General features: G+C 65.1%; 12 protein-coding genes, 1 other RNA gene and 1 pseudogene. 9 read left to right on the top strand and 5 right to left on the bottom strand.

What is annotated here, in order from left to right; genetic code table 11:
- Nucleotides 1-123 precede the first annotated feature (123 nt).
- Nucleotides 124-3786 carry an AsmA family protein gene (locus tag IC608_RS01745; RefSeq protein ID WP_191772307.1) on the top strand — a complete coding sequence of 1221 codons (3663 nt, stop codon included), beginning with the start codon at nt 124-126 and terminating at the stop codon, nt 3784-3786.
- Between the two features lie 12 nt (nt 3787-3798).
- On the opposite strand, the gene IC608_RS01750 is transcribed toward IC608_RS01745, so the two are convergent.
- From IC608_RS01750 to ssrA, 3 genes are all read right to left on the bottom strand, one after another.
- Nucleotides 3799-4044, bottom strand: a complete 246-nt coding sequence (locus tag IC608_RS01750) for a ribbon-helix-helix domain-containing protein (RefSeq protein ID WP_191772308.1) — start codon at nt 4042-4044, stop codon at nt 3799-3801.
- 12 nt (nt 4045-4056) lie between these two features.
- A complete protein-coding gene (locus IC608_RS01755; RefSeq protein WP_191772309.1) occupies nt 4057-4536 on the bottom strand; it encodes an SspB family protein in 480 nt (159 codons plus the stop codon).
- Nucleotides 4537-4646: 110 nt separating this feature from the next.
- Nucleotides 4647-5006: a transfer-messenger RNA gene (ssrA, locus tag IC608_RS01760) on the bottom strand.
- 67 nt (nt 5007-5073) lie between these two features.
- Between ssrA and IC608_RS01765 the strand changes: the two genes are divergently transcribed.
- A complete protein-coding gene (locus tag IC608_RS01765) occupies nt 5074-5640 on the top strand; it encodes a thermonuclease family protein (protein ID WP_191772310.1) in 567 nt (188 codons plus the stop codon).
- 6 nt (nt 5641-5646) lie between these two features.
- Here the strand turns inward: IC608_RS01765 and IC608_RS01770 are convergent, their stop codons facing one another.
- On the bottom strand, nt 5647-5919 hold the full coding sequence (locus IC608_RS01770; protein ID WP_248306145.1) for a YdeI/OmpD-associated family protein: 273 nt from the start codon (nt 5917-5919) through the stop codon (nt 5647-5649).
- Between the two features lie 79 nt (nt 5920-5998).
- Between IC608_RS01770 and IC608_RS01775 the strand changes: the two genes are divergently transcribed.
- From IC608_RS01775 to IC608_RS01785, 3 genes are all read left to right on the top strand, one after another.
- Nucleotides 5999-6583, top strand: a complete 585-nt coding sequence (locus tag IC608_RS01775; protein ID WP_191772311.1) for a DUF1003 domain-containing protein — start codon at nt 5999-6001, stop codon at nt 6581-6583.
- 9 nt (nt 6584-6592) lie between these two features.
- The gene (locus tag IC608_RS01780; RefSeq protein WP_191772312.1) at nt 6593-7387 is read left to right on the top strand and encodes a thymidylate synthase; all 795 of its coding nucleotides are present in this window, start codon (nt 6593-6595) and stop codon (nt 7385-7387) included.
- A gap of 115 nt (nt 7388-7502) precedes the next feature.
- Nucleotides 7503-8507, top strand: a complete 1005-nt coding sequence (locus IC608_RS01785) for a DUF4424 domain-containing protein (protein ID WP_191772313.1) — start codon at nt 7503-7505, stop codon at nt 8505-8507.
- 49 nt (nt 8508-8556) lie between these two features.
- Here the strand turns inward: IC608_RS01785 and IC608_RS01790 are convergent, their stop codons facing one another.
- Nucleotides 8557-8883 carry a hypothetical protein gene (locus tag IC608_RS01790; protein ID WP_191772314.1) on the bottom strand — a complete coding sequence of 109 codons (327 nt, stop codon included), beginning with the start codon at nt 8881-8883 and terminating at the stop codon, nt 8557-8559.
- A 152-nt stretch (nt 8884-9035) separates the two neighbouring features.
- Between IC608_RS01790 and IC608_RS01795 the strand changes: the two genes are divergently transcribed.
- The 4 genes and pseudogenes from IC608_RS01795 to hflC form a co-directional block, all read left to right on the top strand.
- Nucleotides 9036-9533 (top strand): GNAT family N-acetyltransferase, encoded by a 498-nt coding sequence (locus IC608_RS01795; RefSeq protein WP_191772315.1) that lies wholly within the window; start codon nt 9036-9038, stop codon nt 9531-9533.
- A 79-nt stretch (nt 9534-9612) separates the two neighbouring features.
- A complete protein-coding gene (locus IC608_RS01800) occupies nt 9613-10143 on the top strand; it encodes a dihydrofolate reductase (RefSeq protein WP_191772316.1) in 531 nt (176 codons plus the stop codon).
- Between the two features lie 63 nt (nt 10144-10206).
- Nucleotides 10207-11352: an FtsH protease activity modulator HflK gene (gene hflK, locus IC608_RS01805; protein WP_191772317.1), complete on the top strand. Its 1146-nt coding sequence runs from the start codon at nt 10207-10209 to the stop codon at nt 11350-11352.
- A 2-nt stretch (nt 11353-11354) separates the two neighbouring features.
- Nucleotides 11355-12293, top strand: a pseudogene (gene hflC, locus IC608_RS01810) (protease modulator HflC); the annotation flags it as partial.
- Nucleotides 12294-12445: the final 152 nt, after the last annotated feature.

Genomic DNA, 12445 nt, shown 5'->3' on the forward strand with positions numbered 1-12445 from the left:
GCAGGCCCGAAGCCCGTTTGTCCGCCGATCCCGCATCTGTGCGTGAAATTGCCTGCACAACCCTTGCGCAAGGGTCGCAAGTCCTTACACTCGCGCCAGTTTCAGCGGGGCAGATCGCGCACAGTGCTCAATCGCATTTATATCGTCGTCGGCATGCTCGCCATCGTCGTGCTGGCGGCTGCGTTCATCGTGCCGCGCTTCATCCAGTGGAGCGATTATCGTGACCGCATGGAGCTGCTGGCGAGCAACGTCCTGGGCGCCGACGTCACCATCGGGGGCGACATCGAGTTCTCCCTGCTGCCGCAACCGCGCCTGACCTTTTCCGATGTCGTGGTGGGCGACCCCGAGCGTCCCGCCGCCACCGTGGGGGACGTGGAGGCCGAGTTCGCGCTGATCGACTTCCTGCGCGATACCTACACCGTGACCTCCCTCGTCCTGCGCGATCCGGTCATCGACCTTTCCATCGATGACAATGGCCTGTTCGGCAGCGACGTAACCATGGCTGCGGCCACCAGTGGCGTTGCGCTCGAAAACGCCCGGATCGAGAGGGGCACGATCCGCCTCGCGGACCAGCGGAGCGGCCAACGCCTCGCCGCAACCAATATCGATGGGGAACTGCGGCTTTCGAGCTTTGTCGGGCCATTCGCGTTCCAGGGCTATGCCGATGCCGACGGCCAGCGCCTCGAGGTCCGGTTCAATTCCGGCTCGGTGGACAGCCAGGGCAGCACCCGCGTCACGAGCTATCTGCGCGAGGCCAACAATGGCTTTTCCTTCACCACCGACGGCATGCTGACCACGGGGCAGGCGCCCAAGTTCGATGGAACGCTCGTCTACCGCCAATCCCCACCGGCCAGCGACAACGCGGACGACATTCGCGGTGACCTGGTCTTCGAGACCAAGGTCGAAGCCTCCACCGATCGCGTCGTGCTCTCGGGCTATACGCTGCAGCCCGACGAAAACCGGGCCAGCCTGCGCCTCACCGGCTCGGCCAATATTCGGGTCGGCGCCAACCCGGAATTCGACGCGGTGGTCTCGGGCGGTGTCTTCTCGCTGCCGCCGCGCCCGGCCACCGAAATTCCCGCGCAACTGCCCTATGAAGCGGTGCGCCTTCTTGCCGAACTGCCGCCGCCGCCGCTCCCGCCCATCAAGGGCAAGCTGGGCATCGATCTGGCCGAGGTGAACCTGCGCGGCTTCGCGCTGCGCAATGTGCGGCTGGAAGCGACCACGGACGGCTCGGCCTGGACAATCCAGCAGGCGCTCGCCGCGCTGCCCGGGGAAACCCGGCTGCAGGTCAGCGGGCAGCTGGAGAGCGACGGGGAACGCCCCTCGTTCAGGGGCGAGGCGAAGCTCTCGAGCGAGCGTCTGGACGCGCTGGCGCAACTCTGGCGCAAGCCCCAGGAAGACAATCCGCTCTTCAACATGCCGGCGACCCTGACTGGCCGCGTCACGCTGGCTGGGGACGCCTTCGGGTTCAACGACGGCGTCCTGGTGCTCGACCAGACCACGCATGGCATCGAGGTGCGGTTGGGCTATGGCCTCGAACCTCGGCTGGATGTTGTCGGCCACTTCGGGGACCTCGACGCGCTCCATGCGCAGGCCCTTCTGGCGCTTGTTCCCAACGTGCCGCAGGAACCGAGCTTTGGCATCTCCTTCCCCGAGGGCAGTTTCTCGCTCACGTCCACGAAAACAGACCTGTTGGGGCTCGACGCGCACAACTTCATTGCCGAAGGCCAGTGGACGCCATCGGCTGTGCGCCTCTCGCGCCTCGCCACCAGCGACTGGGGCGGGCTGTCGCTGAACTCCACCGTTCGTGTCGGTGGTACTCTGGCCACTCCGCATATCACCGGGTCGGGCAAGTTTGGCGTCACCGGAGCCGACGCGCCGGGGCTGGATGCGCTTTATGAAATGGCCGCGGTGCCCTTTGACTGGCAGCAGGCGCTGGCCCGCTCCTGGCCGGCCGAGGTGCAGGTGGTGCTGGACAATGACGGCGACGCGGGTGCGCAGATCCTGACGATCAACGGAACCACCGCCGGGTCGGCGCTCGACCTGCGCGCCGAGTTGGCGGGCGGCCTCGAGACCCTGGCGACCGGCCAGCTTCAGCTTGTCGCTTCTCTTGAAGCGGAAAGCGGCAGCAACCTGCTGACGCAACTCTCGCTGGGCGATGTGCCGCTCTTTGTCGATGAGACCGGGCTCCTTGCGACGGCGCGCTTCGACGGCAATCCCGCCGATGGTTTTACCGGCCAGGCCACGCTGAGCGCCGGGGAGGAAATGCTGGGTTATCAGGGCAGCCTCAAGCTGGCGGAAAGCGGTGCGCTCAGCGGCGAGGGGTCCCTCGAAGCACATTTGCAGAAAGGTGACGGCCTTGCCGCTCTTGCCGGGTTGGGCGGAGCAGGCCTCGGAGGCTTCGATGCGACGGCCAGCGTCATCTTCGACGACAAGGGAGCGGCGACCCTGGAACCGATTACTGGCCAGGCGGGAGATCTCGCCTTCACCGGCAAGCTCGCCCTCGACCCGCGCGGTGACGTCCCTGCTATCGCTGGAGCACTCGCGTTCGATGCGCTCGACGTCAGCGAGATCGCTCGGATGCTTTTCGGCTCTGCGGCGCTGGTGGGCAGTGGTTCCGGGGTCTGGCCCGAGGGGCCGCTGGCCGCGAGCGAAGAGCCGCGCATGACGCGCGGCACGGTCAGCATCAGCGGCAAGGCCCTGGCCATCGGCGGGCGGGAAGTGGGCCAGGCGACGGAGTTCGATCTGGACTGGACGCCTCGCTCCATCGGGCTTGGCCGTTTCCAGACAGCGGTCGGCGGCGGCACCATCAGCGGCTCGGTCGAACAATGCTGTGCTGGTGCTCTTGAAGATCGCACCGTCTCGGGGCGCGTCACTCTAACCGACGTCGACGTCGATGCAATTCTGCCGCCGGCGGCACGGCAGGGCCTTGATGGCGCCGTTGATGCGGGGCTCCGGTTCGAGGCGACGGGCAACAGCCTTGCCGATATCGCGCGGGCCATGACCGGCGAGGGGAATTTCGTCGTGTCCGACTTCCACGTGGGGGGTCTCGATGGCGATGTCTATCCCGCCGTGGCGGGCCTCAATGACGTTCTCAACACCGATGCAGCGACACTCGAGAGCTTTATCGGCGTAGCGCTGGGGCAGGGGGACTTTGTGGCCCCCGAGGCACGCGGCGCCTTTTCCATCGCTGCGGGCGCGGCGCGGCTGGCCAATCTCATCGTGGAGGGTGAGGGTGCGCTTCTGTCCGGCAGTCTCAACCTGACGCTCGAAACGCTGGGGCTGGATGGCGAGTTCGTCCTGACGCCCCTCGATTTCGTCGACGAGGGCGGCCTCGTGCAACCGGAGACGGCCCGCATCATCAACCGCATCTCGGGCACGTTGACCGAGCCGCAGACCACGCTCGACCTCGCGGAAATCGTGGCCGCCGTTCAGGTGCGGGCCAACGAGATCGAACTCGACCGGCTCGAGCAGTTGCGGCTGGCCGACGAGGCGCGCCAGCGGGAGGCCGCCGAGGCCCGCAACAAGCTGATCGAGGAGCAGAAGCGGCAGGCCGCCGAAGCCGCTGCCCAACGGGCCGCCGAGGAAGAGGCGCAGCGGCGGGCGGAGGAAGAGGCCCGGCAACAGGCGCAGCCGCCGGCGCCACCCCCGGCCAATACCGATCCGGTGACCGAGCCTGCGCCCCCGGGCCAGACATTCGATTTCAGCCTTCCACCGATCAACCAGCCCACCGGGCCCGGCGTCAACCAGCCCCTCCCGACACTCCCGGGCGCGACACGCTAGCTTGCGCTCAGCTCAGGTTTCAGGCGAGGAAACGCGCCTATCGTCTTGCGCTGTCTCGCCGTCCCTGTACCACCGCAACACGGCGAGCCGGATGGCCGACGAAAGGTTCGGGCTGTCGCGTTGCTCGTCGATTTCGCGCACCAGGGCCGCAAGGCTGAGCCCACGGGCAGAGGCCATGGCCTCGAAACCGCGCCAGAACTCCGGCTCGAGGGCAATCGAGGTCCTGTGGCCGGCAATGGAGAAGGAGCGCTTTTCCACCCGCCCCAGCGTTCAGGGCTTCTTGCGGAAGGCGTCGAGGCTGACGACCTTTTCGCCCGTCGCTTCGGGCGGGGCTTCGCCATCGGCAGCTTCCACCGCGGTGTCCGCCTTGGCTTCCTCGTCTTCGGTGCCGGCGGTTGCCGGGTCGAACTGCAGGCCGAATTGCACGGACGGATCGAAGAAGCCCTTGATGGCCGCGAAGGGGATGACCAGGGTCTCGGCAATGCCATCGAAGCTGAGGCCGACCTCGAAGGCGGTCTCGTTGACCTTGAGGTCCCAGAACTGGTTCTGGATGACGATGGTCATTTCCTTGTCGTACTGCCCGAGCAGTTTCTCGCTGATGCGCACGCCCGGTGCACGGGTGGCGAAGGAAATGAAGAAGTGGTGTTCGCCCGGCAGGCCGGTGCGGGAGACTTCCGCCAGCACCTTGCGCACGACGCCGCGCAGCGCTTCCTGGGCAAGAATGTCGTAACGCAGGTGATCTTCGGCCATAGGGATGTTCCAGCTTCACGTCCAGTTCGGATCGAATCCGAACGGCCCATATCAGCCCTACGTTCCCCCGGAATTCAAGGAGAAAGGCGCAGCGCTTAAGGGAGAATGAAAATGCAGGCTTCTGTTGCCAGGTGCCTGCGGACCCCGCCTGTCGCCCGGCTAGGGGCGGAGGACTTAAATTCCCAGTGCTAGCACCGCATTACGCAGCGAGAGCAACCGGAGCCTTATGGTTGTCATTGGCAACTATAAGTTTTTGGACCGATAACGGTGGTACCTCACCGAGCAAAAGCACATTCTTTACGCCCCCGTCGATCCTATTTCGCCCCCATTTGCCGCGCCATGACACGGGTGATTGGTGGAGGCGCCGGGTACTGCCCCCGGGTCCGATGGGTTTATTACAATGACAGTTTATCGCCATAGCCCTTGCGGGCACCCCCTATATAGGTGACCCCCGTTCTACATGCAAACCCGTCGCTTCCAATTTAATCGGTCTTAACGGCGCTCCGCCATCCTTCTCCTCGACGAGAAGGGGAACGCATGGCCCAAGCACCACGGTTCGTCGCACGGGCGCACCTGCAGGGTCGCCGCACTTCCGAGGCCAGATATCGACCTCGCGTCGGCCCATTGCTCGGTCAGGCCCTCCTTGTGGTCGCGGCGCTGGCCGTCGGGGCAGCGGGCAGCGTGATCCTGCAGAATTCGGATCTCGCCTCGCGCCTCCTCGAACTGGAGTTGCCCGGCCAGACTGCCCATTCCTACGGGCAGACCAATTTCCCCCTCTGCGCTGGCACCCAGCGGTTCACCTGCGTCGTCGATGGCGACACCTTCTGGCTCCACGGCATCAAGGTGCGGGTGGCGGACATCGATACGCCCGAGATCGGCAGCCCCGGCTGCGCGGCGGAACTGGCACGGGGCCGGCAGGCAACGGCGCGAATGCGGGAATTGATATCTGCAGGCCCGTTCGAACTGGCGCCTGCCGACCGCGACCAGGATCGCTATGGCCGCAAGCTGCGGATCGTCATGCGCGACGGCCGGTCGCTGGGGCAGGTGCTGGTCGGCGAAGGGCTGGCCCATGTCTGGGGCGGGCCGGAGCGCGAGTGGTGCTGAGGGCGGTCAGCCGGTCCACTTCATGTTCATGTAAACTCCGCCGCGCTCGAGTTCGTCCAGCATCTGTGCCAGGCGCTTGGCCTTGGTCTCGGCCCGCTTGGCCGAGTTGATCCACATCAGATAGTCGTTGCGCTGGTAGGCGGGCCGCGCGGCGTAAAGGTCCGTCAGCCCGCGCGCCGCAAGCGCTACGCGCACCTCCTCCGGCATCGGCTGCAGCGGCCGGATCAGGCGATCGGGCGGCGGTGTGCCCAGCAGGCTTTCCTTGTGTGACTTTGCCAATTCCAGCCTCCGAATTGCTGCGGTCGGGTCTCGTTCTAGAGTAGAATGCGCGCGGGCATAATCTGTCAGGAGCAGTGCCGTGACAACCGATGCGACCACCCGGCTCATTCGCGCCGCCGACCACTTCCTGGGCAAGGGTGAAGCGGCCCTGACGGCACAGGAGCGGCAAATTCTCGAACGCGCCGTCAACAAGCAGGCAGTGTCGCGCGACCCTGGCGTCGAGTTCGAGGAAAGGCTCACTCTCGGCCAGCGCCTCGCCGATCAGGTTGCAAAGCTCGGCGGCTCGTGGGGCTTCATCATCGCGTTCGGCGTGTTCCTCGTGTTCTGGGCGGTTGGCAACCTCGCGCTCGCGGGGAGGGCGTTCGACCCATACCCGTTCATCTTCCTCAACCTGATGCTCTCCATGCTCGCCGCCATTCAGGCCCCGGTCATCATGATGAGCCAGAACCGGCAAGCGGCGAAAGACCGCGACGTCTCGGCCCATGACTATGAGGTCAACCTCAAGGCCGAGATCGAGATCATGGCCTTGCATGAAAAGATCGATCGGCTGCGCGACGAGGAGATCCGCGGGCTCGTGCTGCAGCAGCAGGCCCAGATCGAGACGCTGACCAGACTGGTGGAGAAGCATCTGGGGGCCGGCGCCGCGGCGACCGAATCGAAGTAGCATTGGCCCATGCAGCCCTATCTCCAGCTTCTCTCCGACATCCTCGAAAACGGCACCGACAAGGCCGACCGCACCGGCACCGGCACGCGCTCGCTCTTCGGCTACCAGATGCGCTTCGATCTCTCGAAGGGCTTTCCGCTCGTCACCACCAAGAAGCTGCACCTGAAGTCCATCATCTACGAACTGCTCTGGTTCATTCGCGGCGAAACCAATGTGCGCTGGCTGCAGGAGCGCGGCGTCACCATCTGGGACGAATGGGCTGACGAAAACGGCGATCTCGGCCCCGTCTATGGATCGCAGTGGCGGAGCTGGCCGGCGCCCGATGGGCGGAATATCGATCAGCTGCAGAACGTCATTGATCAGATCAAGGCCAAGCCCGACAGCCGCCGCCACATCGTCTCGGCGTGGAATCCGGCGGAGGTGGACAATATGGCGCTGCCGCCCTGTCACGCGCTGTTCCAGTTCTACGTGGCCAAGGGCAAGCTCAGCTGCCAGCTCTACCAGCGCTCGGCCGACACCTTTCTCGGCGTCCCCTTCAACATCGCCTCCTACGCGCTGCTCACCCACATGGTGGCGCAGGTCTGCGATCTCGAGGTCGGCGACTTCGTCCACACGCTGGGCGATGCGCACATCTATTCGAACCATTTCGAGCAGGCCCGCCTGCAGCTCACGCGGGAGCCGAGGCCGCTGCCCAGGCTGATCATGAACCCCGATCGCCGGCGCATCGAGGATTTCGTCTACGAGGACTTCGCCTTCGAAGGCTACGACCCCCATCCGCGCATCGCCGCGCCGATCGCTGTGTGAACCGCGCGCAGCCAATTCTCGCCGCCAGAAAAACCCGCTAGAACTCCTTTGGCTCATGCTCCGCTCGAGAGTCCGGCGCGGCCGCTACGGCGTTGAAATCCCTGGGAGGATGATGATGAAGCGCGTGTGTCTCGTGGCCGCCGCACTGGCCCTTGTGCCGCCGGCCCTCGCCAACGATACGGCCGCCGTGCTCACCACGGGCGGGCTCGAATTCGTGACGCATGGCGAGATCGCCATGGAGAGCGAAGACCTCTTCATCTCCACGCAAGAGATCCGCGTCGTCTACCGCTTCCGCAACGACAGCGACGCCGACCAGCACGTACTCGTGGCCTTCCCCATGCCCGATATCGTGCCCGATCACTTCTCTCCCGTGGCCTATCCCACCGGGCCGGACGACAACATCTTCCAGTTCCGCACCACGTTCGATGGCCAGCCGGTCGAGGCGACGCTGCACGAATATGCCTTCGCCGCTGGCGTGGATCGAACCAAGCTGCTCGAGAAGATGCACGTGCCGCTCTACCCCATGGGGCAGGCGGCGATCGACGCCGTCGACGGGCTGGATGAGGCCGACACAGCCGAATTCCTGCATCTGGGCCTCGCTGTGCCGGACGAATACGATGCGGGCGAAGGCTGGGAAGTCCATCACTGGCCCAACTGGACCTACCGGGCGGCCTATACCTGGGAGGCCACTTTCCCCGCGGGCAAGACGGTGACGGTCGAACACCGCTATGTCCCCAGCGTCGGCGGTACCACCGGCGTGTCTTTCCTGTCAGAGCCCTCGGACGGCTACGACCCGGCCAGCGACTATCGCCGCAAGTATTGCACCGATGACAGTTTTGTCGCCGCCGTCAGAAAAACCCTGGCCAATCCGGACGAGCCCTGGTCCGCGCCCTTCACCGAGAGCTGGCTTTCCTACATCCTCACCACGGGCGGCAACTGGGCCGGCGGCGGCATCGGCAAGTTCCGGCTCGTGGTCGACAAGGGCAGCCCGGACAATCTGGTGTCCTTCTGCGGCGAGAACGTGCGCAAGATCGGGCCCACGACTTTCGAGATGACGGCGGAGAACTACTGGCCGGAGCAGGAGCTCGAAATCCTCATTCTGGACCGCTACGAGCCTTGAGGGCAGGACTTCGCCGGCGACCCCGCCGAAGCCCTGCCGAAGCACGCACCTAGTCGGTGAAGCTGAATTCGGCCAGCTCGCAGACATTGTTGTTGGCGGAGGTGACCTGGTCGCCGTCCTCGAACACGGCCATGAAGTCGTATTTGCAGTAACCGCTGCCGTCGTCGATGTTGATCATCACGCTCTCGCCGGCCGGCAGGATGTTCTTGCCCAGGATGTCTTCCTCCCAGGACTTCGAACCCGTGTTCGAGGCGTAGAACTCGATGATGTCGTAGGACGACGTATTGTTGATGCGGACGTGGCGGTCGAGTGCCGCAGCGCCCGCCGTGCCCGCGGCCAGGGCGGCCAGGGCCAGAAGTGCAACAGTGGTTTTCATTTGATCCCTCAACGGCAGTATTTGCCGCACCCGAATTTAATTTGGACGGTACGATCTGCGCAAGTGTTCGCCGCATGGATACATGCCAAACAAGTAAACGCGCCTCGGGCGAGGGTCTTGTCGCGCGGCTGCGTCGGAAGTATCGGGTGCCTATGACAATCTCCGAACAGCCCGCACCCACCATCCGCCGAGCCGAACCCGCCGATGCGGCGTTGGTTCTCCAGTTCATCAGGCAGTTGGCCGAGTACGAGAAGCTGGCGCACGAGGTGCAGGCGAGCGAGGCGGACATCGCTCGCGACCTTTTCGGGCCCGCCCCCAAAGTCTTTTGCGAGATCGCCGAGTGGCAGGGCAGGCCGGCCGGGTTCGCGCTCTGGTTCTACACCTATTCCACCTTCCAGGGCCGGCACGGCATCTGGCTCGAAGATCTGTACGTGGATCCGGCGCTGCGCGGGCAGGGCATCGGCAAGGCCTTGCTGGTCCACCTGGCGCAGCGCTGCGCCCGCGAGCAGCTGGGCCGGTTCGAATGGTGGGTACTCGATTGGAACGAACCCTCCATCCGCTTCTACAAGAGCCAGGGCGGCGTCCTGCAGGACGAGTGGACAAAGGTGCGGATCGATGGCGCGGCACTGGAGAGGCTTGCCTCGCTCTAAGTCCTTCTTGAACCATTCATCCCCTTGAGGCGCGGGACTGCACCGTTTACGTCAGGCCTACAGTCAAGAGGAGTTCCGGATGCCGCCCAAGATCGCACTCATTGCTGCCGTGGCCCGCAACGGCGTGATCGGCCGGGACGGCGACATGCCCTGGCGCATCCCGTCGGACTTCGCCTGGTTCAAGCGCGCCACCATGGGCAAGCCCATGGTGATGGGGCGCAAGCAGTTCGAGACTTTTCCCAAGCCCTTGCCCGGCCGGCCCCACATCGTGGTGACGCGTCAGCCCCAATATCAGGTCGAGGACCCGGAGGTTCTGGTGCGGCATAACCTGCAGGAGGCGTTGGCGGCGGGGCGGCGGCTGGCCGAAGCCAGCCACCTCGATGAAGTCATGGTCATCGGCGGCGGCGACATTTACGCGCAGGCAATGCCGGTGGCTGACCGGCTCTACATCACTCATGTCGACCTCGAACCCGAGGGCGATGTGCGCTTTCCCCCCATAAACCCCGAGGAATGGCGGCCTTCCGACATCATCGACAACCCGCCCGCGGCATCGGATGCGGCCAGCTACATCATCCGCGTCTACGAGCGCGCGGAGCCGGGCGCACATTGATCGGCCGCAAGGCTTGCTTATATATGGTTCCAAAGATTTATCGAACGATCCGGAAGGAAAGCGATGCCTTGGGAGAATAATGGAGGCGGGGGCGGCCGCAACACTGGCGGCCCCTGGGGGCAGGCGCCCGGCGGAGGTGGCGGCGGCCCTCGTCGCCCGGGGGGCGGCAATACTCCCAATCTCGAGGACATCCTGAACCGCGGCCGCGACCAGTTCCGCGGTGGCGTCCCCGGTGGCCGCTGGCTGATCGTCGGCGGCATTGTCGTCGCGGTCGCGTTCTGGGCGCTCAACTCGGTCTATACCGTCGGGTCGAGTGAGGTCGGCGTGGAACTGCGGCTTGGGCAGCCCAAGCAGGAACTGTCCATGCCGGGCCTGCACTTCCACCTCTGGCCGATCGAGACGGTCGAGAAGGTCAACATCTCGGAAAACCAGTCGACGATCGGCTCCACCAATACCGGCGGACGCGGCGGCACCGATGATGGGCTGATGCTTTCGGGCGACCAGAACATCGTGGACGTGCGCTTTGCGGTGCTGTGGTCCGTGTCGAACCCGATCGACTACCTGTTCAACGTACGTGATCCGGAAGACATGGTCACCAATGCGGCCGAAAGCGCCATGCGCGAGGTCGTGGGCCGCCGCCCGGCGCAGGACATCTTCCGCGATGATCGTGCGGGCATCGCCGCAGAGGTGCAGCAGATCACGCAGAGCATTCTCGACAGCTACAATATGGGCGTCAACGTCAGCCAGATTTCCATCGAAAACGGCGCTCCGCCGGCCGAAGTGGCCGACGCCTTCAACGAGGTGCAGCGCGCCGAGCAGGACGAGGATCGCCTGCAGGAAGAAGCCCGTTCCTACGCCAATACCTTGTTGGGCGACTCGCGCGGTCAGGCCGCGGCGATCCGCGAAGAAGCGGCCGCTTACGCCAACCGCGTGGTCCAGGAAGCAACCGGTGAGGCCGAGCGCTTCAACTCGATCTATGCCGAGTATGTCAACGCGCCCGAAGTGACGCGCAAGCGTCTCTATCTCGAGACCATGGAGCAGGTGCTGGGCGGCTCCAGCAAGGTTCTCATGGAAGATGGCACCGCGGGCGGCTCCGGCGTGGTTCCGTACCTGCCGTTGCCCGAATTGCGGGCCAACAGCAGCGGCGGCTCGAGCAGTAACAGCAGCGGCAACAACGCCCCGTCCTCCACCACGTCTACGGGGAACTGAGCATGAGCAACCGCATCTACATTATCGGCGCCGTTGTTCTGGCTGCGCTCTACGTCCTGTTCTCCACCATGTATGTGGTCAACGAACGCCAGCAGGCCATCGTGCTGCGCTTCGGCCAGATCATCGACGTGCACGAGGAACCCGGCCTCTACTTCAAGATCCCGACCGACTTCATCGACACCGTGCAGATCATCGAAGACCGCCTGCTGCGTCAGGACATCTCCGACATGACCGTGCAGGTTTCGGGCGGCGCGTTCTATGAAGTCGACGCGTTTCTCACCTACCGCATCACCGATCCGGCCCTCTTCCGCGAACGGGCCCTGGGCCAGCTCTCGGTCGCCCAGGATCGTATCGCCACGCGCTTCGCCAACGCCCTGCGCGACGTCTACGGCCTGCGCGAGTTCAATGCGGCCCTGTCCGAACAGCGCTCGCAGATGATGCTCGAGGCGCGTGACCTGATGCGTCCGGAAATGGCGCAACTGGGCATCACCATCGTCGACGTGCGCATCCTGCGGACCGACCTTGCCGAGGAAGTACGCGAGCGTACTTACGAACGCATGCGGGCCGAGCGTCTGGCCGAGGCGGCGCTGCTGCGGGCCCGTGGCCAGGAGCAGGCCCAGAGCCTGCGCGCCATCGCCGACCGTCAGGCCGTCGAGATCGTGGCGGCGGCGACCCGCGACGCGGAAATCATCCGCGGCCAGGGCGATGCCGAACGCAGCCGCATCTTCGCGGCGGCCTATACTCAGGATCCGGAATTCTTCGAGTTCTACCGCTCGATGGAATCCTACCGCCAGGCCCTCAAGAGCTCGAACACCACCATGGTGCTCTCGCCCGACAGCGCGTTCTTCCGGTACTTCGGCTCCAATGGCGAATTGCCACCGGCCAATCCCAACCCGGCGCCGCCGCGCCAGCCGCAGGCCATCGAGGTGCCCAGCACCGGGGACGACGAGCCTGCGCTGGACGGCATGGGCATCGAGGAAACGGTGCCACCGTCGATCACGCTCGACGACGGATCGCAGCTCGAGCCGACGACCGGCACCACCATTCCCGAGCCCGCGTCCGAAACGCTGCCAGCAGAGGAAACGGCGCCAGC

The sequence above is a fragment of the Devosia oryzisoli genome, assembly GCF_014837245.1.
Lineage (GTDB): Bacteria > Pseudomonadota > Alphaproteobacteria > Rhizobiales > Devosiaceae > Devosia > Devosia oryzisoli.

Excerpts from the sequence above, each read along its gene's own strand:
- IC608_RS01780 (WP_191772312.1), top strand. The coding sequence starts at position 6,593 with ATGCAGCCCTATCTCCAGCTTCTCTCCGACATCCTCGAAAACGGCACC.
- IC608_RS01785 (WP_191772313.1), top strand. The coding sequence starts at position 7,503 with ATGAAGCGCGTGTGTCTCGTGGCCGCCGCACTGGCCCTTGTGCCGCCG.
- hflK (WP_191772317.1), top strand. The coding sequence starts at position 10,207 with ATGCCTTGGGAGAATAATGGAGGCGGGGGCGGCCGCAACACTGGCGGC.
- IC608_RS01765 (WP_191772310.1), top strand. The coding sequence starts at position 5,074 with ATGGCCCAAGCACCACGGTTCGTCGCACGGGCGCACCTGCAGGGTCGC.
- IC608_RS01790 (WP_191772314.1), bottom strand. The coding sequence starts at position 8,883 with ATGAAAACCACTGTTGCACTTCTGGCCCTGGCCGCCCTGGCCGCGGGC.
- IC608_RS01755 (WP_191772309.1), bottom strand. The coding sequence starts at position 4,536 with ATGGCCGAAGATCACCTGCGTTACGACATTCTTGCCCAGGAAGCGCTG.
- IC608_RS01795 (WP_191772315.1), top strand. The coding sequence starts at position 9,036 with ATGACAATCTCCGAACAGCCCGCACCCACCATCCGCCGAGCCGAACCC.
- IC608_RS01800 (WP_191772316.1), top strand. The coding sequence starts at position 9,613 with ATGCCGCCCAAGATCGCACTCATTGCTGCCGTGGCCCGCAACGGCGTG.